23 protein-coding genes and 2 pseudogenes are annotated in these 25,894 nt (G+C 23.7%); 13 read left to right on the top strand and 12 right to left on the bottom strand.

What is annotated here, in order from left to right:
* Positions 1-127 precede the first annotated feature (127 nt).
* The 4 genes from AACK94_RS05280 to acpS form a co-directional block, all read right to left on the bottom strand.
* On the bottom strand, positions 128-1,456 hold the full coding sequence (locus tag AACK94_RS05280; protein WP_338975397.1) for a hypothetical protein: 1,329 nt from the start codon (positions 1,454-1,456) through the stop codon (positions 128-130).
* Positions 1,457-1,530: 74 nt separating this feature from the next.
* Complete coding sequence (locus AACK94_RS05275; protein ID WP_338975396.1) at positions 1,531-2,268, bottom strand: hypothetical protein; 738 nt, start codon at positions 2,266-2,268, stop codon at positions 1,531-1,533.
* 2 nt (positions 2,269-2,270) lie between these two features.
* Positions 2,271-2,837 (bottom strand): thymidine phosphorylase, encoded by a 567-nt coding sequence (locus tag AACK94_RS05270; RefSeq protein ID WP_338975395.1) that lies wholly within the window; start codon positions 2,835-2,837, stop codon positions 2,271-2,273.
* Positions 2,838-2,865: 28 nt separating this feature from the next.
* Positions 2,866-3,186 (bottom strand): holo-ACP synthase, encoded by a 321-nt coding sequence (acpS, locus tag AACK94_RS05265; RefSeq protein ID WP_338973757.1) that lies wholly within the window; start codon positions 3,184-3,186, stop codon positions 2,866-2,868.
* Positions 3,187-3,317: 131 nt separating this feature from the next.
* Here acpS and AACK94_RS05260 point away from each other — a divergent pair, with 131 nt between their 5' ends.
* The 4 genes from AACK94_RS05260 (at position 3,318) to AACK94_RS05245 (ending at position 8,185) form a co-directional block, all read left to right on the top strand.
* Positions 3,318-4,178: a ribonuclease HIII gene (locus tag AACK94_RS05260; protein WP_338975394.1), complete on the top strand. Its 861-nt coding sequence runs from the start codon at positions 3,318-3,320 to the stop codon at positions 4,176-4,178.
* Between the two features lie 168 nt (positions 4,179-4,346).
* Positions 4,347-6,515, top strand: a complete 2,169-nt coding sequence (locus tag AACK94_RS05255) for a hypothetical protein (RefSeq protein ID WP_338975393.1) — start codon at positions 4,347-4,349, stop codon at positions 6,513-6,515.
* A 110-nt stretch (positions 6,516-6,625) separates the two neighbouring features.
* Entirely contained in the window at positions 6,626-6,838 is a 213-nt protein-coding gene (locus AACK94_RS05250) for a hypothetical protein (protein WP_338975392.1), read from the top strand.
* Between the two features lie 108 nt (positions 6,839-6,946).
* Positions 6,947-8,185, top strand: coding sequence for an IS256 family transposase (locus AACK94_RS05245; protein WP_338976361.1), 1,239 nt, complete (start codon positions 6,947-6,949; stop codon positions 8,183-8,185).
* A gap of 41 nt (positions 8,186-8,226) precedes the next feature.
* On the opposite strand, the gene AACK94_RS05240 is transcribed toward AACK94_RS05245, so the two are convergent.
* Both AACK94_RS05240 and AACK94_RS05235 read right to left on the bottom strand, forming a co-directional pair.
* Positions 8,227-9,465 (bottom strand): DEAD/DEAH box helicase, encoded by a 1,239-nt coding sequence (locus AACK94_RS05240; protein WP_338975383.1) that lies wholly within the window; start codon positions 9,463-9,465, stop codon positions 8,227-8,229.
* 458 nt (positions 9,466-9,923) lie between these two features.
* Positions 9,924-11,531 (bottom strand): hypothetical protein, encoded by a 1,608-nt coding sequence (locus AACK94_RS05235; protein WP_338975384.1) that lies wholly within the window; start codon positions 11,529-11,531, stop codon positions 9,924-9,926.
* Between the two features lie 356 nt (positions 11,532-11,887).
* On the opposite strand from AACK94_RS05235, the gene AACK94_RS05230 reads away from it, so the two are divergent.
* The 3 genes from AACK94_RS05230 to AACK94_RS05220 all read left to right on the top strand — a co-directional run bounded on the left by AACK94_RS05230 (position 11,888) and on the right by AACK94_RS05220 (position 14,806).
* Positions 11,888-13,609, top strand: a complete 1,722-nt coding sequence (locus tag AACK94_RS05230; RefSeq protein ID WP_338975385.1) for a hypothetical protein — start codon at positions 11,888-11,890, stop codon at positions 13,607-13,609.
* Between the two features lie 13 nt (positions 13,610-13,622).
* A complete protein-coding gene (locus AACK94_RS05225; RefSeq protein ID WP_338975391.1) occupies positions 13,623-14,531 on the top strand; it encodes an ABC transporter ATP-binding protein in 909 nt (302 codons plus the stop codon).
* A 128-nt stretch (positions 14,532-14,659) separates the two neighbouring features.
* Positions 14,660-14,806, top strand: coding sequence for a hypothetical protein (locus tag AACK94_RS05220; RefSeq protein WP_338975390.1), 147 nt, complete (start codon positions 14,660-14,662; stop codon positions 14,804-14,806).
* Here AACK94_RS05220 and AACK94_RS05215 read toward each other — a convergent pair.
* Positions 14,803-14,997, bottom strand: a complete 195-nt coding sequence (locus tag AACK94_RS05215; RefSeq protein WP_338975388.1) for a hypothetical protein — start codon at positions 14,995-14,997, stop codon at positions 14,803-14,805. The two genes, AACK94_RS05220 and AACK94_RS05215, sit on opposite strands and share 4 nt — an antisense overlap.
* Before the next feature lie 70 nt (positions 14,998-15,067).
* On the opposite strand from AACK94_RS05215, the pseudogene AACK94_RS05210 reads away from it, so the two are divergent.
* A pseudogene (locus AACK94_RS05210) lies at positions 15,068-15,559 on the top strand (transposase); the annotation flags it as partial.
* Between the two features lie 49 nt (positions 15,560-15,608).
* Here AACK94_RS05210 and AACK94_RS05205 read toward each other — a convergent pair.
* Positions 15,609-16,550 (bottom strand): annotated as a pseudogene (locus AACK94_RS05205) (IS256 family transposase); the annotation flags it as partial.
* Between the two features lie 94 nt (positions 16,551-16,644).
* Between AACK94_RS05205 and AACK94_RS05200 the strand changes: the two are divergent.
* The 3 genes from AACK94_RS05200 to AACK94_RS05190 all read left to right on the top strand — a co-directional run bounded on the left by AACK94_RS05200 (position 16,645) and on the right by AACK94_RS05190 (position 19,307).
* Positions 16,645-16,839 (top strand): hypothetical protein, encoded by a 195-nt coding sequence (locus AACK94_RS05200; protein ID WP_338975388.1) that lies wholly within the window; start codon positions 16,645-16,647, stop codon positions 16,837-16,839.
* A 47-nt stretch (positions 16,840-16,886) separates the two neighbouring features.
* Positions 16,887-18,004 (top strand): IS3 family transposase gene (locus AACK94_RS05195; protein ID WP_338975387.1). Its coding sequence is split into 2 segments (ribosomal slippage): positions 16,887-17,157 and positions 17,157-18,004, totalling 1,119 coding nucleotides; the frame shifts between segments, so codons are not numbered across the junction.
* Positions 18,005-18,068: 64 nt separating this feature from the next.
* Positions 18,069-19,307, top strand: a complete 1,239-nt coding sequence (locus AACK94_RS05190) for an IS256 family transposase (RefSeq protein WP_281749630.1) — start codon at positions 18,069-18,071, stop codon at positions 19,305-19,307.
* An 89-nt stretch (positions 19,308-19,396) separates the two neighbouring features.
* On the opposite strand, the gene AACK94_RS05185 is transcribed toward AACK94_RS05190, so the two are convergent.
* The 4 genes from AACK94_RS05185 to AACK94_RS05170 form a co-directional block, all read right to left on the bottom strand.
* The gene (locus tag AACK94_RS05185) at positions 19,397-19,564 is read right to left on the bottom strand and encodes a hypothetical protein (protein ID WP_338973776.1); all 168 of its coding nucleotides are present in this window, start codon (positions 19,562-19,564) and stop codon (positions 19,397-19,399) included.
* Positions 19,565-19,692: 128 nt separating this feature from the next.
* Positions 19,693-20,235 carry an ATP-binding cassette domain-containing protein gene (locus AACK94_RS05180; protein WP_422397407.1) on the bottom strand — a complete coding sequence of 181 codons (543 nt, stop codon included), beginning with the start codon at positions 20,233-20,235 and terminating at the stop codon, positions 19,693-19,695.
* Between the two features lie 62 nt (positions 20,236-20,297).
* The gene (locus AACK94_RS05175; RefSeq protein ID WP_338975386.1) at positions 20,298-20,495 is read right to left on the bottom strand and encodes an ATP-binding cassette domain-containing protein; all 198 of its coding nucleotides are present in this window, start codon (positions 20,493-20,495) and stop codon (positions 20,298-20,300) included.
* A gap of 13 nt (positions 20,496-20,508) precedes the next feature.
* Complete coding sequence (locus AACK94_RS05170; protein ID WP_338975385.1) at positions 20,509-22,230, bottom strand: hypothetical protein; 1,722 nt, start codon at positions 22,228-22,230, stop codon at positions 20,509-20,511.
* A gap of 356 nt (positions 22,231-22,586) precedes the next feature.
* On the opposite strand from AACK94_RS05170, the gene AACK94_RS05165 reads away from it, so the two are divergent.
* Both AACK94_RS05165 and AACK94_RS05160 read left to right on the top strand, forming a co-directional pair.
* Positions 22,587-24,194 carry a hypothetical protein gene (locus AACK94_RS05165; RefSeq protein WP_338975384.1) on the top strand — a complete coding sequence of 536 codons (1,608 nt, stop codon included), beginning with the start codon at positions 22,587-22,589 and terminating at the stop codon, positions 24,192-24,194.
* Between the two features lie 458 nt (positions 24,195-24,652).
* Positions 24,653-25,891, top strand: a complete 1,239-nt coding sequence (locus AACK94_RS05160; protein WP_338975383.1) for a DEAD/DEAH box helicase — start codon at positions 24,653-24,655, stop codon at positions 25,889-25,891.
* Positions 25,892-25,894 lie beyond the last annotated feature (3 nt).

The raw sequence follows: 25,894 nt of genomic DNA, 5'->3' as shown, positions 1-25,894 counted from the left end.
TACTTATTAATATTAATTATAACTTAATTTAATAGTACTTGATTAATCTTTAATAAATAAAAAAACTTATTTTTAATTTTTTAATGATTAAAATAAGTTTTAAAAGTTATTATATATTTAAATATTATTATTTAACTTCACGTAACGTAATATGAATATTTTCAACATTTATTTCAAATTTTGAAGATGTCTTTATATCTGGAAAGTCTTTACTTAGGTCATATTTTAATTTAAAGTTTAAATTAAAATAACCATTTTTTTCGTTAGGATTAAGATTAAATCCACTTTCGGGATTAGTAATAGTTATTACACTATCATTTCATTTGGGAACAAGAATACTATAAATTTTATTAATATTAGCAAAATAACCCTTTGTTATAACTTGTTCTTTTATATTATTCATTTCCTTATAATCTGAAAAACTTTCTGAAGCATTTGGTAATTCCTTTACTGCATCAACTGTTCATTCAGAAAATATTTTTGAAATTTGTGTTGTTGCATCAACAAAAGTTTGGTTAATCTGAATAGCAGACTTACTTTCAATATCACCAGTATTAAAAGTAGATTTACCATCATTACCAACTAAGAAATCAATAGTAATATTACTAACATTACCATTAAATACAATTGATTTATCATCATTATTGGTCACCGTTGGATCTGCCATTTTAAATAAAGTTGATTTAGCATCATCTGAAAAATCATCTGAAAATTCAAAACTTAAACTTAAACCAGAATATTGAACTTTATCTTTAATGGCAACATTTAAATTTTGTTTAATATATGATAACTGAGTTCTAGCAATATCTTCTTTTGAAGGTGCATCAATTTTTCCACTAATTGGTAAGTTTTCAACATTAACATTTAAAACATTATCTTTAATTTCTCCATTAATAAGTTTCTCAATAAAATCTTTAATTGCATCAGCTTTTTTTTGATCACTAGTATGACTTGTATCATTATTAATTGTAATTTTAATATCTTTAGTAACTGATGGTAAATTTAAATAAGAGATTTCCGCTTTTACTCATAAATAACCATTGACTAATTCACTACCAGTTGGTAAAACAAACTTAGGTTTTTCTTTTTCATCATTATCATTATCTTTTTTTGGAACATAGTCCATAATTTTGACATGTGCATCAGGGTGATATCAATTTGTTGGATGTTCATTGGTACTTTCTTTAAGTTTACTAGAGAAAAAGTTACCAATAGCTGTTTGCACAGAAGTATCTAATTTGCTAAAAATTTTACCTTTCATTTCTCCTATATTGGTATCATCTGATAAATTAAGATCAGCCTTAATTTGCACACTACTATCAGTAACAAAAGAGGCAGCAAAATTAAGAATATCCCTTGGAGTCATTTGATTATTTTCACTACCACAAGCAACAACTGTTACAACTGGTGTTGTTGCTAAAGCAAGTGTGCCCAGTAATTTTAATAAAGATTTCACAAAAACGCTCCTTATCATTTCATTTAATTAATATTTTTAAAATACTGTAACATTATAAACAATTTTAAACTAAATTACATTATTATTTCTAAAATTATTGGTTTAATATCGTATTTTTTATTAGTAATCTGAAATGTAGAAATTGCCAAATCTAAAAATTGTTGATGGAAATGTTGATCTTTATTAGTATGGAGTTCCATAATTACACTATTTTTTTCAACTTTTTGACCATGAATTTGTTTTAAATAAATTCCTGCCACCGGATCAATGATATCAGTTTTCGTAGTTCTTCCTGCTCCTAATATTACTGATAATTCACCTAAAGCATAATTATTAGTAAAATCTAAATAGCCCAATAATTGCGCCTTAACTTTAATAATATATTTAGCTGGTGGTAATTTATCAATATTATCAAGATATTTAGTATCTCCACCTTGACTTTTAACAAAATCATAAAAAATTTGTAGTGGTTTTTCACTAGTAAACATAGCATTAACTTTATCAATACCCTCTTTTAAGGTTTTTACCTTTTTATCTCCCAATAAGGCTAAAGCTACTAAATTACTAACAAGGATCTTCAAATCTTCTGGTCCTTTATTTTTTAAACTTAAAATAACTTCTTGTAATTCTAGTGCATTACCAATTGTTCGTCCTAAAGGCTTATTCATATCACTAATAATAGCATAAATTTTTTTATTAAAAGCTTTACCAATATGTACCATTAATTTTGCTAACTCTCTTGCAGTTACTATATCCTGAACAAAGGCACCTTTTCCGCATTTAATGTCTAGTAAAATTAAATCAGCGCCCATTGCTATTTTTTAGACATAACACTAGCAGCAATTAATGGTAATGAATCAACTGTTCCTGAAACATCACGTAATGCATATAATTTTTTATCAGCAGGCACTAAATTACTAGTTTGACTAATAATACTCATACCAACTTTATTAACAACTTTAATAAAATCTGATATTGCTAAATCACATTTAAAATTTGGAATTATTTCCAGTTTATCAATAGTACCACCAGTAATACCCAATCCTCTTCCAGAAATTTTTGCAACCTTTAATCCACAAGCAGCAGCTATTGGACCAAATACTAAACTAGTTTTATCACCAACACCACCAGTTGAATGTTTATCAATACTAAAACCAGTAATTTGTGATAAATCCATGGTTTCACCACTATTAATAATAGCTTTTGTATATTCTACTAATTCATCATTAGTCATTCCCTGAAAATAAACAGCCATTGCTCAAGCACTAATTTGATAGTCTGGTATTGTTTCATTGGCAATACCTTCTGTTAAAAATTTTAGTTCTTCTTTATTTAAACTTTGTCCTAATTTCTTTTTAGAAATTAAATCAATCATATACATTTTAATAAAACACCTTACTTTCTTTTTATTAAATAACAATTGCAATTGCAATTGCATTAGTTTCATTATGTGATAAAGATAAAAGTAATTGATAATTCTTAATAATAGTTATTGGTTGATTATATTGATTATAGCTAATATCAATATTTTTAAATGTTAACTTTTCTTGTGGTAATGCCTTAAAAATTGCTTCTTTTAATGCTCATCTTCCTGCCAAAAATTCCTGTTGACGTTGTAAAGAATATTGATTAAAAAGTATAATTTCTTTTTTACTTAAAATTCTTTTAGCAAGTTCTTCAATATTTTCTATTCGATTTACTTCAATAATATCTATACCTACACTACGCATTGTTAACTCCTTATATAAAATAAAAGGTTAAAACCCTAAAATCCTTGTTTTTATTATATAATTAATATGAAAGAAAGTGTGATATTAATTTCAATAAATCAAATAAATTTTGAAAAGATGGTGGTATATTAATGACATTTTACTTAAATCAAAAACAAAAATCATTAATTAAAGAACACTACCAAAACTATAAAGTTGATAATAAAAATAGTAGTTATGAATTATTTCAATATCATAATATAACAATTGAAATTTATCAAGAAAAAGTTATTTTTAAAGGTACTAAAGAAGATATTATTGCAGAATATCGCAGTATTTGAAATCAACTTGATGAAAATCAATCACCAGTCATTGGCAATGCTGAATTTGGTATTAATAATTTTTTTGGTCCACTTGTTATTATTAGTTCTTATATTGGTTCAGGTAATTTAGAAAAATTACGTTTACTTAACATTCGCGATTATAAATACTTATCACAAAGTAAATTTATTGAATTAGCACAAGATATTATGAAAACAATTATTTTTGAGTCAGTAATCATTAACAATCGTAAATATAATCAATGAATTGATGCGGGTTATAGCCCCAATATTATTAAAACTTGAGGAGAAAATCAAGCATTAGTTCGTATGTTACAACATAGAATTCAATATGATACTATAGTTATTGATCAATATATTAATGAAGATACATATTACAAATACATTGAAAATATGAAAGATAATCGTAATAAAATTATTAAAGATAAAGTTCAATTTGTTACTAATGCAGAAAGTAAGTATTTAGCTATCGCTTGTAGTACTATTATTAGTCGTTATTTATTTTTAGAAGAAATTAAAAAAATAAAAGGTATTGACACTAATACAATTCCATTAGGTACTGGAAAAGAAGTTAATGTATTTTTAGAAAAAATTAAAAATGAAAAAACAATTGAATTTAATAAATTTCTTGAACGTCATAGCAAAAAATCATTTACTGAATTTTTTAAATAAATAATTAAAACTTAATTTTTATTAACTATATATAAAAAGATATTTTTTATTTAAAAACTATTAAATAAATGATATAATCCAAATCAGATATATGTTTAAATATATTTTTAAGTCCTATTTTGTTTTTATAAACAAAATAGGACTTTTATACTTAAAGGAGAAAATAAAATGCCAAATGAAAAAAAGCCTTTATTAGAAAAAAATAAACATAGTAATTATGAAGTTACTCATCAACAACCTTCTATAAATGATAGTAATTCAAGTAGTACTGAAAGTCTTAATAGTTCAAGTACAATTATCGAAATAGAAGATAGTGAAGAAAATAATTGAAGAAATTGTAGTAGTCGTTATGGAGGAACAACACAAAAAAAACTCGATGATAATGGAAATTGAAAATATGAAACCCAAATTAAAAATAACTTTGATAGTTTAACTTTTTTTAATGAAAGCACTATTACCATTAATAACAATCAATACTGACAAAAACTAACATTTGTTGAAAAAAATGGAACAGTAATTATAGTGATTTTAGAATTATTAAAAATAAACTTTAATAGAAATACAATAGAAATATATAAAAAAGAATACAATGATATTGATAAATATATTGATGATAATTTAGATTTAAAAACTTTTCAAAAAAAAGAAAGAAAATTATCACCCGAAAATCAATTCTTAGAAGGTATTACTATAAAAACTATTAATAATCTTAATAAATTTATAACAAATACCAACGCACTTAATGAACAATTAAAATTATTTAAAGAAAATTCTAATAATAGAGATTTAAATGTTTTATTAAAATTATATAAATATTTAACAATAATACAAAATTTTATTGATCAAACAAAACCAGGAATAATAAGAAATATTGCATATAAATTTTTAGGATTATTAGAAATTTATATTGGACTTACTGGTAAAAATTTACAAAGAGTAGTTTCTAATTTTCCCATTGATGGTAAAGAACACACATCCCAAGATTATATTGATGCTATATTTTGAAATTGACAAAATTATGTTATGGTATTACTTGATACTGCACTTGGCACATTTTTCACTTCAGCAGCTTCAAGTTGATCACGAGATGTTTTTTTTAATAAAAAAAACAAAACAAATCCCATTGAAATCAACCAATTTAATACCAGTGACTTTGAAAAATATAAAGAAATATTTGAAACACTTTTATTTGAAGAAGACCATCAAAAATTAATGAAATATTTTTCAAATATTTCCATACTTAATGATTTAATACAGAAATTTAATCAAATTGAAAATTGTGTAGAAACAGAATTTGAATATCATCCAAATTTTAAAAAAGAAATTGAACGAATTAAAAAACTAATTATTAATTCACAAATAGAAAATAATAATGCTAATAATGATATTGAAATTAAACAAGTAATATCTTTAGCAAATAAAACAATTAAAACTATGGAACAACAAAATAATAAACCAATAGCATTAGTAACTAATTGAGGACGTAATCTTTTAGTTAATTTAACTTTAGAAACACTAACATGGGCAGGTAGTCATATTATTCTAACTGGTTCATCAGAAAATACTTCTAAAGAAGATTTTAATTTACATGATTGAATCACGAAAGACATTTTTACTACAGGTGCTTTAGCAGCAAATATAACTCGTTATTTCGTTATGAGACCAATTAATAATATTTTTAAATCGGGTTTAACAAACTTAGGAATTCCAACTAATCTTTGTCTTGAAAAACTTTCAAAATGAGTTGAAAAACAAACTAGATATAAAAAAATATTAATGGCAATCCCTTTATTTTTATCAGTCACTTGTACTGTTAATGCTGTTAAAACAGAAGCTGCATTAGTTACTGAATATGGATTTCAAAAAGCCACAAAATTATTTTATGAAAAATTTGTTAGATGAACAACATTAGGATTTTCAATTGGTGTAACAGCAATTGATATGATTGCTTTTGCTATTTCTGATTTTTATAAAGATGTATTTAATCAACCAATAACTATAAAAAAAATCACAGAAATATTAACTAGTTGTTGTGGATTTACTAAAAAAGAAGCAGTTTTTCTTGAAAAACATTTAGAAAAATTAGAAAACAATGGGAAATTCACAACTCTTGATGAATTGTTTAAAAAATATCAGGAAGAAGAATTTGAATATTCTGGTATCGAAGAAGTTTTATCACAACAAATAGAATCAGAAAAATCATCAAATGAAAAAGAAACTGATGACGAAACATCAATAGAAGAATTTCCTATTGACAATCCATATCAATTTGCAAATGATATAAATAACCAACCATCAACAAGTACAGGAATATACCATCCAATGTCATTCAATTAAAAGCACTATTTAAATTTAATTTTTAGTCACTCTTTTAAAAAGAGTGACTTTTTTAATATTTTATATTTATTTTTTTTCTAAAAAATGTACACTGATTTTGGGTATTTTAGATGTATAAGAATAAATATGCCAAAAAAAATAGTGAGAAAGGGATTTTTATGGATGAAAAAAATAAAAGAGAAAAAGAAATAGCAAGAATAAAAGAAAAAATTGCAGCTAATAAATTAAAAAAAGAATCCGAAAAAGCTGAAAAAGAAAGACAACAACAAGAAATCGAAAATAAGAAAAAAATGAAAATAAAAAAACTTTATAAAAATGAATAATTTTAATATTTTGGGGAAATGTTTAGTAATCTGTGTAACTTACAAAAATAACTATGTTTAATTAATTCTAGTAAATATAATTAAATGACTAGAAAGAGTGAGTTACAGATGGCTAAAAAAGATAACTTTAATAATAATGATCCAATATCAAAAGCAGTAGATTTATTACTAGAAAATACTGAAGATTTAACAACAGTTTTTAAACCTGGCGGTTTATATAAAGAATTAACAAAAAGATTAGTTGAAAAAATGTTGAATTCTGAAATGCAAAATTATTTAGGATATGAAAAAAATCAACATAGTACTACTGAAAATGCTCGTAATGGTACAAGTTCAAAAAAATTAATAACTCAACAAGGTAAAATTGAAATTGATGTACCAAGAGATCGCAATAGTAATTTTACTCCTGTAATAGTTCCTAAAAGGCAAAGAAGATTTGATGGTTTTGATCAACAAGTTCTTTCCTTGTATGCAAAAGGAATGACATTATCTGACATTAGAATGCAGTTGCAAGAGTTATATCATGGTGCTGATATTAGTGAAAGTGTTATTAGTCAAATTACTGATGATGTTATTGATGATGTTAAAGCATGACAAAATCGACCATTAGAAAGTATTTATCCTATTGTTTATTTTGATTGTATAGTAGTTAAAGTACGACAAGATAAACGGATTATTAACAAATCAGTTTATATAGCATTAGGAGTTGATTTAGAAGGCAAAAAAGATGTTTTAGGATTATGAATTAGTGAAAATGAAGGTTCTAAGTTTTGATTATCTAATTTCACAGAAATGAAAAATCGTGGCTTAAATGATATTCTTATTGCTTGTAGTGATAATTTAACAGGCATGTCAGAAGCAATACAATCAGTTTATCCTAAAACAGAACATCAATTATGCATTGTTCATCAAATTAGAAATAGTTTAAAATATGTTTCATACAAACATCGAAAATGTCTAGTTGCAGATTTAAAACCAATTTATAGTGCATGTAGTGAAGAACAAGCAATGCAAGCTTTAGAATCGTTTGAAAGTAAATGAAATAAACAATATCCTCAAATTACTAAATCTTGATATAAAAATTGAGATAATTTAATGGTTTTTATTAGTTATCCAGTAGAAATCAAAAGAGTGATTTATACTACAAATGCTATTGAATCTGTTAATAGTCAATTACGAAAAATCATCAGAAATAAAAAAGTTTTTCCTAATGATATGGCAGTTTTCAAAATATTTTACTTGGCAATTGAAAATATAACAAAAAAATGAACATTTCCTATTCAAAATTGAAATACAGCAATTGCTCATTTTATGATAAAATTTGAAGACAGAATTAATCTAAATTAGTAACTTTGTAAAACAAAGATACACAGATTATTAAAAAGCCTCTATTTTGGTTTTCTTTTTCATTTTGAATTATTATCAACATTACGTTTAAAATCATTTCTATTGTTATGAGATGAAAAATTTAATTTAGTCGGTACTTTAACAACATTTTCAGGTAAATCTCAACCTGTAGTATCTAGTAAAGTAATTTCGTGATTTTGATAATATTGAATTTCTTGAATTTCATTATATTGAACTCTATTACTTACTAAAGTAATAGCAGTGCCTTGTGCTCCAGCACGAGCTGTTCTACCAATACGATGAGTATAGTACTCATATTCGCGTGGAATATCATAATTAAAAACATAATCAATACCATTAATGTCAATTCCTCTAGCAACAACATCAGTAGCAATTAGTACTTTAACCTTACCATTTTTAAATTGTCTCATTGCTTCCATACGTTCTCTTTGACTTTTATCACCGTTAATAACAGCACATTTAATATTATTTTGTTCTAATAATTGTGCGATTTTGTTAGTAAAATCTTTTGTATTTGAAAAAACAATACTTAATTGTGGTTGTAATTTTTGATATAAAGCAACTAATGCAGTTTCTTTTGTTATATTACGACAATCAAAATAATATTGTTTAATATTTGCTTGTTGTAATTTTTGACTTTCATCTTCAACACTAATACTAACTGGATTATTTTGATAATCATCAGCAATTTTTAAAACTGGTTTTGACATTGTCGCTGAAAAAAGAACAGTTTGAATATTTTGAGGTGAATTTTCAAATAAGAAATCAATATCTTTTTTAAATCCCATTTTTAACATTTCATCTGCTTCATCTAAAACTAATGTTTTAATTGAATTTAATCTTAAACTGCCACGATTAATATGATCAGTAATTCTTCCTGGTGTTCCAACAACTATGTTACTAGTTCTTAAATCATATAATTGATTTCTAATATTAACACCACCGCATAATAAAGCAACATTAACGCCATTTAAAAAATAAGCATATTTTTTTACTTGTTTAGCAACTTGGATTGCCAATTCTCTAGTTGGACAAACAATAATGGCTTGATTACGATATAATTTTATATCTAAATTATGTAATATAGGTAAGACAAAGGCAGCAGTTTTTCCGGTTCCGGTATGACTTTTTCCAATAATATCTTTTTTTTGTAAAGAAACTGGAATTGTCTTCTTTTGAATTGGTGTTGGGGTAGTATAACCCCATTTAGCAATAGCAGCAGTTAATTCTTGTTTTAAATTTAGTTCTGTAAAACTCATATATTTCTCCTTAAAAATAAATTTTGAATAAATTTAGAAAAAATGATAATTATAACCTGAAAAATAACCTCTAAAAGAGGATTATTTTAAAAAAGGATTAGTTTTATTTATTATTTATATATAATATACTTACTTACATTTTAAAGTATTAATTCATCTAATTTTTCTAAAATTAAAAGTTGTCAAATAATTTCATGATATTATTTATTTCTTTGACATCATTAACAACTTTTTTGATATTTTTTTATCAATCATATCTTAAAAGAAAATTGCGAATTAATCAACAACTTAAATATAATACACTATTTTTAATTAAATGTAAAGATAAATTTATAGAAATGAAAATATAAAAATAATAATTAAAATACTATACAAATTTTTAAATTTATTAAAATTAAAAATTTAAATTATATTAGAAATTTTTTATCATAACAAAAAATTTTGAAAAATAATATAAATTATCAAACATCAGTATCTGCTTTTTTAATAATTCAATTATCAAATAAAATATGATTATTTTTATGATTCTTAATCATTCCAGTTAAAAAATTAGTGTTTGCATAACGAATAGTTAAATAATTATAACCATGCATACCACCCGCATTTCTTTTAACTTTAAATGTATTATCATCTACTTTTTCCACACTAGTTCTATCACTTAAAGTTGGATTTTTTGCTCCTTTTCAAAGACCATTTAAAGTAACTGAAATATTACCTTTAATAAGATTTTCGGTTGTAGCTTTAGAACTTATTTTTGAACTAATATAGTCACTAATATCACTCATTGTTTTATTATTTTGAACAAAATTATCAAAATCTCCGGGATTCATATATATTGTTAAATTATTATCAGTAGTGATATCAATACGCCCTTTAGCAAATTCACTTTTTGTATAAAATATTTTACCTAATGCTGTTGCTGTTTGCTCTGCTCATTCACCTTGCGTTTGATTAGGGCTAATATTAATAAAATCTAAAGTCATTGGCGTTAATCTTAATCCTGAAATGCTTCAATCACTAATAGTGATTTTTCCAAAAGCATTAATTTTATTTTTACTTTCTTCAGGCACTCCTTGTTTTCCAACAAGTCACTTAGTAATCTCATCTGAAAAAGTTGTTGCTGTTGGTGATAAATAATTTTTCAAAGAATCAATTGCTTCATCAATTGTAGATTTAGTAAGCGCTTCATACATATGATCACCACTAGCATAAACATCATTTTTTTGAAGAACTTCTGATTGAGCATTAATATCAACTTTAGTAATATTAACTTTATTGTTATTAAGTTTTCTAGTAATTAATTCTTTTGCTTTTTGTAATAAACTTCCACTATCAGTAGTGGTGCTTTCTATTTGTATCATAAAATCTTTTAATACTTTTGTTACATTACCAGTTGAAGCTTCAATTAAAGACTTTAAATTAGCGCCAGTATTAGCGTAATTAAAATCAAAAATATTAGATACTTCAATTTCTGTCTTTTTGTTACTTTCATCTTTATAAGATAATTTTAATTTTAAGTCTGCAGCAAGTTTATATCACATTGTTATGTTATACGTTGCTGGATCATAATTTTCAATACCAAAATCAGCTTTTTCCTTAGTTCAATTGAATTGTTTATTTGTCATTTTTGTTCCATTAAAATCAATTTTTAAAATTTCACTAGTAGTTATATTATTAAATAATGGTTTTAAATCAGATGGTTGTAATAAATAATCCTCAATAATAAGATTTGTAATATCTTTTTGAAGCCTAGTTAAAAATATATCCTTTATTTTACTATCAACCAGAGTGTCACTATCTTTAGGTAAACTATTTAAATTATTAGTAATATCTTTTCCAGATTCACCAAATTCATCTTCAAAAGTTAAATTCTTATATTCACTAATTAAATTTGCAAGTCCTAAACTAATTTGCTCTTTAGCTTTTTTTAATAATTCTTGTACATCAGCATTTTCCGATACTTCATCATCAGTATCAGAACTATTACCATTTCCACATGCCACTACATTTACTGCTAATGGTGCTGTTAATCCAAAAATTGCTAATAATTTTAATATTCCCTTCACTCTAGTACCCTCCTAAAATTTCTTTTAATATATTTTATTAAATTTTTAGTATATTCTAAAATATTTATAATTAAAATGTTGTGAATATATTAACTTTAATATTTCAGTAAACTAATAAGTTTATAAAAAATCAAGTTTAATTTAATAATTAAAAAATAAGCATTGTAATCATAATTATTAGATTATCTTTTATATCAAAATTTGTTAAATTTTATTACTTATAATTAAAATGTTTAAATAATTTTTCTTTTTTTATGCAGTTTAATAAAAAATAATTTTTCTTTTTCATTAAATTATATTTTATAAACAAAAAAAATAATTGATTATAATTGATAATATGTAAAGGAGAAAAAATAATGGACAGATTACTAGAAACCACAACGAAAACTATAAAAAAAACTAAAACCAAAAAGGCAAGTTGATTTAAGTTATTTAGATTAATTATAATTAAAATTAGTTACAATTTTATTACGGCATTTTTATTTTTATTTTCAATAGTAATTTCGGTATTGAGCATTAGTGTTTTGTTTTTTTTAAATTTATCAATAGAAGATTTTATTATTGATTTACAATATTATATTATGATTTTTTATAGTATATTTTTATTTATTTTTATTTTATTAAATGTTATAAAAATTTTTGGTACTCAATTTGAAGATAGTTCTTTCTTATTATTACTTACTAAACCTTATACAAGAAATGTTATTATTTTAACTCAATACGCTACTTTATTTTTTATGAGTTTAACTTTTATTTTCATAAATATTATTGCTTTATTAATATTTGGCGGGATTTGTGGAATTATTATAAAAGTTTCTTATTTAGCTTTTTACATATTAACTATCCTAAAGTTTTTTGGCTTTTGCTCTTTATTTGCTGTTTTAGTTACTGTTGGTGTAGTAACAATGTTAGTTTTTACTCCATCACAAACAGTTTTTTTAATTTTTGTTATTTTCTGTAGTCTATTTTTATTAGGTGGTTTGCCTTACTCATTAACCAAAATAAATAGTGACATTATTAAAATTAATTTTGAAAATAATATCCAATATACTGTTAGTGAAATCAAAGAAGCAATTTTATTTAAACAAAATTTAGAAAAAGGATTAATTAAATATCCGAATTTAACAAAAGCTATTTTTGATTTTTATTCTAATCTTAGTGATCAAGAATTAAAGGATATTAAAAAAAATAATGTTATTAATAAGCGTATTGATTTTTATCAAAAATTAGGATTTATTAAAACAAATCCTACTGTTAAAACTCTTAGTGGTAAAACAACCACTTGAAAACCAATTGAATTTCAAAATAAAGATATATTTATGAAAATTACTTTTAATAGTTATTTTAAAAACTTAGATGAATTAAAAAATAATGTTGATAATAATCAAATTACAGAAGACTTAATTAATATAATTAATGATTATGATAAAAAGTATAATATTGATTCATTTATGGATCTGCAAAGTGGTAAAGCACCTTCACTATTAACATACGATACTGATATTAATAATACTTATATACAAATTACAGGTCCAATATTAGAAAAACCCGTTCCACTATCACCCAAGGAAATTAAAAATATTTTTATTGATACATATGCATATAAATTTGATTTTCGTAATGAATTTAATAAAATTTTTTATAATCCTGTTTATTTTTTAGTTAGAACAACCGAAGAATATATTTATAATCAAATTCATACTTATCGTCAGATTACTAATAATTCTGTTACTAATGATAAAAATTATAAAAATTACATTAGTATTGCAAATAGTTATCAATTTATCAATGCAATAAATTTTATTGAACATTGAAATCAAATTTGAACTTATTTTATGGACTACTATGGTGATTTTTGATTTGAACCTTATGCAACATCTAGTATCGATTTTGATACACAAAAAAATACTTTATTTAGTTATCCTGATTTTAAACTAACACTAAATAATAAAAAAATAAAAACTGATAACATTGATTATTTTGAAAATAATCAATCAGTTCTTGAAATATATTGTGGATTTTCTATCTTTTTATTCTTACTTTCTTATTTAATGTATAATCGAAAAATTGTTAGTTAGGAGAAAACTTATTATGGGAACTACAGAAGACATTATGATTAGTGTCAGAAACTATAACAAAAAATTTAAAAAGTTTAATATTAGTAATATAAATTTTACTGTATTTAAAGGAACTATTCATGCTTTGGTTGGTCAATCTGGTAGCGGAAAATCTGTTTTATTAAAGTCTATCATTGGTGCAATGCCTAGTAACAGATACAGTGGTACAATTAAGGTTAATGATTACAAAGCAGGAAGTGCAAAATCAAAATTAAGTTTAGGTTATTCCTTAAATTTAGAAAACTTTCCACAAGGTTTAACAGCTTATAATTTTCTAAAATATTTAGGACAAACAACCACTATTACCGATAGTGCTCTAGAAGTTAATTTACAAAAATTATTAAATAATTTTAATTTATGAGAACATCGTAATAAGGGTTTAAATTCTTTCTCTTCAGGAATGAAAAATAGAATTATGCTAATTCAAGCCTTAGCACATGATCCAGAACTAGTAATTCTTGATGAACCTGGTGCAAACTTAGATTCAGAGTCACGAAAATATTTTACAAATGTATTAAAAAGATTAAAAGCAGAAGGTAAAACTATTTTCTTAACAACTCATATGATTAACGAGGTTAAAGATATTATTGATGATTGTACTATTATTGATTTGGGAAAAATGCTTTATAGTGGAACAATAGCAAAATTTGATGTTGGCAAAATTTTTATTTTGACTACTAACAATTTACCATTAACAGCCATTATATTAACAAAATATCAATATCAATTTAAATATCTTAAATATTTAAATGAAATCTTAATTCGCTTAGATACACAAGAAAAAATTGATAATCTTAGTTCAATTTTAAATAAATATAAAATTGGTATTCAAAATCTTTATGAAAAAGAAATAGATTTATCACATTTAAAAAATTTTTTATAAAATAAAAAACAAAAATTTAACTATAAAATTTCTAATCTTTTTAATTTCTTATAGTATAATTATTTATAAACTTAATATAAGTTTAATTATTTTAAATAAATACCTTTTCATTTTAATAAGGAGAAAAAATGCAAAAAGTTAATGAATGAATAAATAAACATCAACATGAATTTAAGAAAACACTTGAAGAAAAAAATCAAATAAAAATAAATTGAGAACAAGAATACAAAATAATTAATAATTTAACTAATTTGTTCACTTGTCTATGTAATTAGTGTCCAATAAAGTGTAACCCATCCAATAAATCATTACCATTTAATCTTAGTTGTTGAGCAATTTGGTTATCTGTAATTAAACCTTTATTATTAGCCAAATAAACAATAGTATCATAAAGATTATTTGTAATAAAGAAACGACAATTTGCACTATTTCTTAATTGAAATAAAGTATTTCAAGCAGATAACATGGAAATGTTTAGTAATCTGTGTAACTTACAAAAATAACTATGTTTAATTAATTCTAGTAAATATAATTAAATGACTAGAAAGAGTGAGTTACAGATGGCTAAAAAAGATAACTTTAATAATAATGATCCAATATCAAAAGCAGTAGATTTATTATTAGAAAATACTGAAGATTTAACAAAAGTTTTTAAAGAGGGAGGGTTGTATAAAGAATTAACAAAAAGATTAGTAGAAAAAATGTTGAATTCTGAGATGCAAAATTATTTAGGATATGAAAAAAATCAACATAGTACTACTGAAAATGCTCGTAATGGTACAAGTTCAAAAAAATTAATAACTCAACAAGGTAAAATTGAAATTGATGTACCAAGAGATCGCAATAGTAATTTTACTCCTGTAATAGTTCCTAAAAGGCAAAGAAGATTTGATGGTTTTGATCAACAAGTTCTTTCCTTGTATGCAAAAGGAATGACATTATCTGACATTAGAATGCAGTTGCAAGAGTTATATCATGGTGCTGATATTAGTGAAAGTGTTATTAGTCAAATTACTGATGATGTTATTGATGATGTTAAAGCATGACAAAATCGACCATTAGAAAGTATTTATCCTATTGTTTATTTCATTTACTTTCAAACGATTCTAAAGCTTGCATTGCTTGTTCTTCACTACATGCACTATAAATTGGTTTTAAATCTGCAACTAGACCTTTTCGATGTTTGTATGAAACATATTTTAAACTATTTCTAATTTGATGAACAATGCATAATTGATGTTCTGTTTTAGGATAAACTGATTGTATTGCTTCTGACATGCCTGTTAAATTATCACTACAAGCAATAAGAATATCATTTAAGCCACGATTTTTCATTTCTGTGAAATTAGATAATCAAAACTTAGAACCTTCATTTTCACTAATTCATAATCCTAAAACATCTTTTTTGCCTTCTAAATCAACTCCTAATGCTATATAAACTGATTTGTTAATAATCTGTTTATCTTGTCGTACTTTAACTACTATACAATCAAAATAAACAATAGGATAAATAATTTCTAATGGTCGATTTTGTCATGCTTTAACATCATCAATAACATCATCAGTAATTTGACTAATAACACTTTCACTAATATCAGCACCATGATATAACTCTTGCAACTGCATTCTAATGTCAGATAATGTCATTCCTTTTGCATACAAGGAAAGAACTTGTTGATCAAAACCATCAAATCTTCTTTGCCTTTTAGGAACTATTACAGGAGTAAAATTACTATTGCGATCTCTTGGTACATCAATTTCAATTTTACCTTGTTGAGTTATTAATTTTTTTGAACTTGTACAATTACGAGCATTTTCAGTAGTACTATGTTGATTTTTTTCATATCCTAAATAATTTTGCATTTCAGAATTCAACATTTTTTCAACTAATCTTTTTGTTAATTCTTTATATAAACCGCCAGGTTTAAAAACTGTTGTTAAATCTTCAGTATTTTCTAGTAATAAATCTACTGCTTTTGATATTGGATCATTATTATTAAAGTTATCTTTTTTAGCCATCTGTAACTCACTCTTTCTAGTCATTTAATTATATTTACTAGAATTAATTAAACATAGTTATTTTTGTAAGTTACACAGATTACTAAACATTTCCATGTTATCTGCTTGAAATACTTTATTTCAATTAAGAAATAGTGCAAATTGTCGTTTCTTTATTACAAATAATCTTTATGATACTATTGTTTATTTGGCTAATAATAAAGGTTTAATTACAGATAACCAAATTGCTCAACAACTAAGATTAAATGGTAATGATTTATTGGATGGGTTACACTTTATTGGACACTAATTACATAGACAAGTGAACAAATTAGTTAAAAGAAAGGAATTATAATTATGGTCACTATTAACTCATATTCAGATGAATTTAAAAAACAAATAGTAGCTTTATATCAAAGTGGCAAATCAGTATCTTGCCTTGTTAAAGAATACAATGTTACAAGAGCAGCTACTTACAATTGAATTAAGCAATTTACTAATTCAGGTAGTTTTAAAACTAAAGATAATCTTTCAGATTTAGAAAAACAATTAATTCAAGCAAATAAAGAATTAAAACAGTTACGAATGGAAATTGATATTTTAAAGCAAGCAGCACTAATAATAGGCAGAAAGTAGAGATTATTGCAAATAATAAATCTAAATATAAAATTCGCACAATGTGTCATTTTTTAAAACTCTCTAAATCAACATATTATTTTAATTTAAAGAAAAAAAATAAAATTCAAAATAATATTTATGAACAAGCTGTTATTAGTGCTTTTAAAGAAAATAAAGAAGTTTATGGTACTAGAAGATTAAAAGTCATACTAGCAAACCAAGAAATTTATTTATCACGCAGAAAAATTAAAGAAATTATGAATAAGCATAATTTAATATCAAAATACACTAAATTATCATTCAAAAATTATCATAATAAAGTCAATGATAGTCAAATAACCAATCTTGTTAATAGAAACTTTAATAATAGAATTAAAAATGAAGTTATTGTTAGTGATTTAACTTATGTTCAAGTTAATGGTAAATGAGACTATATTTGCCTATTAATCGACCTATTTAACCGCGAAATTATTGGACATAGTGTTGGAGTTAAAAAAGATGCATCATTAGTATATCAAGCATTTATGCAATCAAATCACTGTTTAAAAGATATTGAAATATTTCATACTGATCGCGGTAATGAATTCAATAATAAAACTATTGATAAACTTTTATTAGCTTTCAACATAACTCGATCTTTAAGCAAAAAAGGATGTCCTTATGACAATGCTGTTGCTGAAGCAACTTTTAAAACTTTCAAAATTGAATTTATTAATGATAAAAATTTTACATCATTAATCCAATTAAAATTAGAATTATTTGATTACATCAATTGATATAACAACATAAGAATTCACAGTACTCTAAACTACCTAACTCCAATTAGTTATCAAAAACAAATGTCTACCAAAAAATAGTCCTAAAAAGGGTTGCCATTCCACTAGTAAATATAATTAAATGACTAGAAAGAGTGAGTTACAGATGGCTAAAAAAGATAACTTTAATAATAATGATCCAATATCAAAAGCAGTAGATTTATTACTAGAAAATACTGAAGATTTAACAACAGTTTTTAAACCTGGCGGTTTATATAAAGAATTAACAAAAAGATTAGTTGAAAAAATGTTGAATTCTGAAATGCAAAATTATTTAGGATATGAAAAAAATCAACATAGTACTACTGAAAATGCTCGTAATGGTACAAGTTCAAAAAAATTAATAACTCAACAAGGTAAAATTGAAATTGATGTACCAAGAGATCGCAATAGTAATTTTACTCCTGTAATAGTTCCTAAAAGGCAAAGAAGATTTGATGGTTTTGATCAACAAGTTCTTTCCTTGTATGCAAAAGGAATGACATTATCTGACATTAGAATGCAGTTGCAAGAGTTATATCATGGTGCTGATATTAGTGAAAGTGTTATTAGTCAAATTACTGATGATGTTATTGATGATGTTAAAGCATGACAAAATCGACCATTAGAAAGTATTTATCCTATTGTTTATTTTGATTGTATAGTAGTTAAAGTACGACAAGATAAACGGATTATTAACAAATCAGTTTATATAGCATTAGGAGTTGATTTAGAAGGCAAAAAAGATGTTTTAGGATTATGAATTAGTGAAAATGAAGGTTCTAAGTTTTGATTATCTAATTTCACAGAAATGAAAAATCGTGGCTTAAATGATATTCTTATTGCTTGTAGTGATAATTTAACAGGCATGTCAGAAGCAATACAATCAGTTTATCCTAAAACAGAACATCAATTATGCATTGTTCATCAAATTAGAAATAGTTTAAAATATGTTTCATACAAACATCGAAAAGGTCTAGTTGCAGATTTAAAACCAATTTATAGTGCATGTAGTGAAGAACAAGCAATGCAAGCTTTAGAATCGTTTGAAAGTAAATGAAATAAACAATATCCTCAAATTACTAAATCTTGATATAAAAATTGAGATAATTTAATGGTTTTTATTAGTTATCCAGTAGAAATCAAAAGAGTGATTTATACTACAAATGCTATTGAATCTGTTAATAGTCAATTACGAAAAATCATCAGAAATAAAAAAGTTTTTCCTAATGATATGGCAGTTTTCAAAATATTTTACTTGGCAATTGAAAATATAACAAAAAAATGAACATTGCCTATTCAAAATTGAAATACAGCAATTGCTCATTTTATGATAAAATTTGAAGACAGAATTAATCTAAATTAGTAACTTTGTAAAACAAAGATACACAGATTATTAAAAAGCCTCGCAAAATGTAATAGTTAATAAAAAAATAAGTTACTCTATAGAGTAACTTATTTTTTTATTAAATTAGTTTTTTTATATTTGTTGTTTATTTCTTCTTTTAAATTATTAATTATTTTGTATTCTTGTTCTCAATTTATTTTTATTTGATTTTTTTCTTCAAGTGTTTTCTTAAATTCATGTTGATGTTTATTTATTCATTCATTAACTTTTTGCATTTTTTCTCCTTATTAAAATGAAAAGGTATTTATTTAAAATAATTAAACTTATATTAAGTTTATAAATAATTATACTATAAGAAATTAAAAAGATTAGAAATTTTATAGTTAAATTTTTGTTTTTTATTTTATAAAAAATTTTTTAAATGTGATAAATCTATTTCTTTTTCATAAAGATTTTGAATACCAATTTTATATTTATTTAAAATTGAACTAAGATTATCAATTTTTTCTTGTGTATCTAAGCGAATTAAGATTTCATTTAAATCTTTAAGATATTTAAATTGATATTGATATTTTGTTAATATAATGGCTGTTAATGGTAAATTGTTAGTAGTCAAAATAAAAATTTTGCCAACATCAAATTTTGCTATTGTTCCACTATAAAGCATTTTTCCCAAATCAATAATAGTACAATCATCAATAATATCTTTAACCTCGTTAATCATATGAGTTGTTAAGAAAATAGTTTTACCTTCTGCTTTTAATCTTTTTAATACATTTGTAAAATATTTTCGTGACTCTGAATCTAAGTTTGCACCAGGTTCATCAAGAATTACTAGTTCTGGATCATGTGCTAAGGCTTGAATTAGCATAATTCTATTTTTCATTCCTGAAGAGAAAGAATTTAAACCCTTATTACGATGTTCTCATAAATTAAAATTATTTAATAATTTTTGTAAATTAACTTCTAGAGCACTATCGGTAATAGTGGTTGTTTGTCCTAAATATTTTATGTACCACTGTATCTGTTACTAGGCATTGCACCAATGATAGACTTTAATAAAACAGATTTTCCGCTACCAGATTGACCAACCAAAGCATGAATAGTTCCTTTAAATACAGTAAAATTTATATTACTAATATTAAACTTTTTAAATTTTTTGTTATAGTTTCTGACACTAATCATAATGTCTTCTGTAGTTCCCATAATAAGTTTTCTCCTAACTAACAATTTTTCGATTATACATTAAATAAGAAAGTAAGAATAAAAAGATAGAAAATCCACAATATATTTCAAGAACTGATTGATTATTTTCAAAATAATCAATGTTATCAGTTTTTATTTTTTTATTATTTAGTGTTAGTTTAAAATCAGGATAACTAAATAAAGTATTTTTTTGTGTATCAAAATCGATACTAGATGTTGCATAAGGTTCAAATCAAAAATCACCATAGTAGTCCATAAAATAAGTTCAAATTTGATTTCAATGTTCAATAAAATTTATTGCATTGATAAATTGATAACTATTTGCAATACTAATGTAATTTTTATAATTTTTATCATTAGTAACAGAATTATTAGTAATCTGACGATAAGTATGAATTTGATTATAAATATATTCTTCGGTTGTTCTAACTAAAAAATAAACAGGATTATAAAAAATTTTATTAAATTCATTACGAAAATCAAATTTATATGCATATGTATCAATAAAAATATTTTTAATTTCCTTGGGTGATAGTGGAACGGGTTTTTCTAATATTGGACCTGTAATTTGTATATAAGTATTATTAATATCAGTATCGTATGTTAATAGTGAAGGTGCTTTACCACTTTGCAGATCCATAAATGAATCAATATTATACTTTTTATCATAATCATTAATTATATTAATTAAGTCTTCTGTAATTTGATTATTATCAACATTATTTTTTAATTCATCTAAGTTTTTAAAATAACTATTAAAAGTAATTTTCATAAATATATCTTTATTTTGAAATTCAATTGGTTTTCAAGTGGTTGTTTTACCACTAAGAGTTTTAACAGTAGGATTTGTTTTAATAAATCCTAATTTTTGATAAAAATCAATACGCTTATTAATAACATTATTTTTTTTAATATCCTTTAATTCTTGATCACTAAGATTAGAATAAAAATCAAAAATAGCTTTTGTTAAATTCGGATATTTAATTAATCCTTTTTCTAAATTTTGTTTAAATAAAATTGCTTCTTTGATTTCACTAACAGTATATTGGATATTATTTTCAAAATTAATTTTAATAATGTCACTATTTATTTTGGTTAATGAGTAAGGCAAACCACCTAATAAAAATAGACTACAGAAAATAACAAAAATTAAAAAAACTGTTTGTGATGGAGTAAAAACTAACATTGTTACTACACCAACAGTAACTAAAACAGCAAATAAAGAGCAAAAGCCAAAAAACTTTAGGATAGTTAATATGTAAAAAGCTAAATAAGAAACTTTTATAATAATTCCACAAATCCCGCCAAATATTAATAAAGCAATAATATTTATGAAAATAAAAGTTAAACTCATAAAAAATAAAGTAGCGTATTGAGTTAAAATAATAACATTTCTTGTATAAGGTTTAGTAAGTAATAATAAGAAAGAACTATCTTCAAATTGAGTACCAAAAATTTTTATAACATTTAATAAAATAAAAATAAATAAAAATATACTATAAAAAATCATAATATAATATTGTAAATCAATAATAAAATCTTCTATTGATAAATTTAAAAAAAACAAAACACTAATGCTCAATACCGAAATTACTATTGAAAATAAAAATAAAAATGCCGTAATAAAATTGTAACTAATTTTAATTATAATTAATCTAAATAACTTAAATCAACTTGCCTTTTTGGTTTTAGTTTTTTTTATAGTTTTCGTTGTGGTTTCTAGTAATCTGTCCATTATTTTTTCTCCTTTACATATTATCAATTATAATCAATTATTTTTTTTGTTTATAAAATATAATTTAATGAAAAAGAAAAATTATTTTTTATTAAACTGCATAAAAAAAGAAAAATTATTTAAACATTTTAATTATAAGTAATAAAATTTAACAAATTTTGATATAAAAGATAATCTAATAATTATGATTACAATGCTTATTTTTTAATTATTAAATTAAACTTGATTTTTTATAAACTTATTAGTTTACTGAAATATTAAAGTTAATATATTCACAACATTTTAATTATAAATATTTTAGAATATACTAAAAATTTAATAAAATATATTAAAAGAAATTTTAGGAGGGTACTAGAGTGAAGGGAATATTAAAATTATTAGCAATTTTTGGATTAACAGCACCATTAGCAGTAAATGTAGTGGCATGTGGAAATGGTAATAGTTCTGATACTGATGATGAAGTATCGGAAAATGCTGATGTACAAGAATTATTAAAAAAAGCTAAAGAGCAAATTAGTTTAGGACTTGCAAATTTAATTAGTGAATATAAGAATTTAACTTTTGAAGATGAATTTGGTGAATCTGGAAAAGATATTACTAATAATTTAAATAGTTTACCTAAAGATAGTGACACTCTGGTTGATAGTAAAATAAAGGATATATTTTTAACTAGGCTTCAAAAAGATATTACAAATCTTATTATTGAGGATTATTTATTACAACCATCTGATTTAAAACCATTATTTAATAATATAACTACTAGTGAAATTTTAAAAATTGATTTTAATGGAACAAAAATGACAAATAAACAATTCAATTGAACTAAGGAAAAAGCTGATTTTGGTATTGAAAATTATGATCCAGCAACGTATAACATAACAATGTGATATAAACTTGCTGCAGACTTAAAATTAAAATTATCTTATAAAGATGAAAGTAACAAAAAGACAGAAATTGAAGTATCTAATATTTTTGATTTTAATTACGCTAATACTGGCGCTAATTTAAAGTCTTTAATTGAAGCTTCAACTGGTAATGTAACAAAAGTATTAAAAGATTTTATGATACAAATAGAAAGCACCACTACTGATAGTGGAAGTTTATTACAAAAAGCAAAAGAATTAATTACTAGAAAACTTAATAACAATAAAGTTAATATTACTAAAGTTGATATTAATGCTCAATCAGAAGTTCTTCAAAAAAATGATGTTTATGCTAGTGGTGATCATATGTATGAAGCGCTTACTAAATCTACAATTGATGAAGCAATTGATTCTTTGAAAAATTATTTATCACCAACAGCAACAACTTTTTCAGATGAGATTACTAAGTGACTTGTTGGAAAACAAGGAGTGCCTGAAGAAAGTAAAAATAAAATTAATGCTTTTGGAAAAATCACTATTAGTGATTGAAGCATTTCAGGATTAAGATTAACGCCAATGACTTTAGATTTTATTAATATTAGCCCTAATCAAACGCAAGGTGAATGAGCAGAGCAAACAGCAACAGCATTAGGTAAAATATTTTATACAAAAAGTGAATTTGCTAAAGGGCGTATTGATATCACTACTGATAATAATTTAACAATATATATGAATCCCGGAGATTTTGATAATTTTGTTCAAAATAATAAAACAATGAGTGATATTAGTGACTATATTAGTTCAAAAATAAGTTCTAAAGCTACAACCGAAAATCTTATTAAAGGTAATATTTCAGTTACTTTAAATGGTCTTTGAAAAGGAGCAAAAAATCCAACTTTAAGTGATAGAACTAGTGTGGAAAAAGTAGATGATAATACATTTAAAGTTAAAAGAAATGCGGGTGGTATGCATGGTTATAATTATTTAACTATTCGTTATGCAAACACTAATTTTTTAACTGGAATGATTAAGAATCATAAAAATAATCATATTTTATTTGATAATTGAATTATTAAAAAAGCAGATACTGATGTTTGATAATTTATATTATTTTTCAAAATTTTTTGTTATGATAAAAAATTTCTAATATAATTTAAATTTTTAATTTTAATAAATTTAAAAATTTGTATAGTATTTTAATTATTATTTTTATATTTTCATTTCTATAAATTTATCTTTACATTTAATTAAAAATAGTGTATTATATTTAAGTTGTTGATTAATTCGCAATTTTCTTTTAAGATATGATTGATAAAAAAATATCAAAAAAGTTGTTAATGATGTCAAAGAAATAAATAATATCATGAAATTATTTGACAACTTTTAATTTTAGAAAAATTAGATGAATTAATACTTTAAAATGTAAGTAAGTATATTATATATAAATAATAAATAAAACTAATCCTTTTTTAAAATAATCCTCTTTTAGAGGTTATTTTTCAGGTTATAATTATCATTTTTTCTAAATTTATTCAAAATTTATTTTTAAGGAGAAATATATGAGTTTTACAGAACTAAATTTAAAACAAGAATTAACTGCTGCTATTGCTAAATGGGGTTATACTACCCCAACACCAATTCAAAAGAAGACAATTCCAGTTTCTTTACAAAAAAAAGATATTATTGGAAAAAGTCATACCGGAACCGGAAAAACTGCTGCCTTTGTCTTACCTATATTACATAATTTAGATATAAAATTATATCGTAATCAAGCCATTATTGTTTGTCCAACTAGAGAATTGGCAATCCAAGTTGCTAAACAAGTAAAAAAATATGCTTATTTTTTAAATGGCGTTAATGTTGCTTTATTATGCGGTGGTGTTAATATTAGAAATCAATTATATGATTTAAGAACTAGTAACATAGTTGTTGGAACACCAGGAAGAATTACTGATCATATTAATCGTGGCAGTTTAAGATTAAATTCAATTAAAACATTAGTTTTAGATGAAGCAGATGAAATGTTAAAAATGGGATTTAAAAAAGATATTGATTTCTTATTTGAAAATTCACCTCAAAATATTCAAACTGTTCTTTTTTCAGCGACAATGTCAAAACCAGTTTTAAAAATTGCTGATGATTATCAAAATAATCCAGTTAGTATTAGTGTTGAAGATGAAAGTCAAAAATTACAACAAGCAAATATTAAACAATATTATTTTGATTGTCGTAATATAACAAAAGAAACTGCATTAGTTGCTTTATATCAAAAATTACAACCACAATTAAGTATTGTTTTTTCAAATACAAAAGATTTTACTAACAAAATCGCACAATTATTAGAACAAAATAATATTAAATGTGCTGTTATTAACGGTGATAAAAGTCAAAGAGAACGTATGGAAGCAATGAGACAATTTAAAAATGGTAAGGTTAAAGTACTAATTGCTACTGATGTTGTTGCTAGAGGAATTGACATTAATGGTATTGATTATGTTTTTAATTATGATATTCCACGCGAATATGAGTACTATACTCATCGTATTGGTAGAACAGCTCGTGCTGGAGCACAAGGCACTGCTATTACTTTAGTAAGTAATAGAGTTCAATATAATGAAATTCAAGAAATTCAATATTATCAAAATCACGAAATTACTTTACTAGATACTACAGGTTGAGATTTACCTGAAAATGTTGTTAAAGTACCGACTAAATTAAATTTTTCATCTCATAACAATAGAAATGATTTTAAACGTAATGTTGATAATAATTCAAAATGAAAAAGAAAACCAAAATAGAGG

The organism is Spiroplasma endosymbiont of Monopis laevigella (assembly GCF_964019975.1).
Lineage (GTDB): Bacteria > Bacillota_I > Bacilli_A > Mycoplasmatales > VBWQ01 > Spiroplasma_E > Spiroplasma_E ixodetis_A.
Note: the sequence above shows the minus strand (reverse complement) of the source record. Positions and strands in the feature narration are given on the sequence as shown.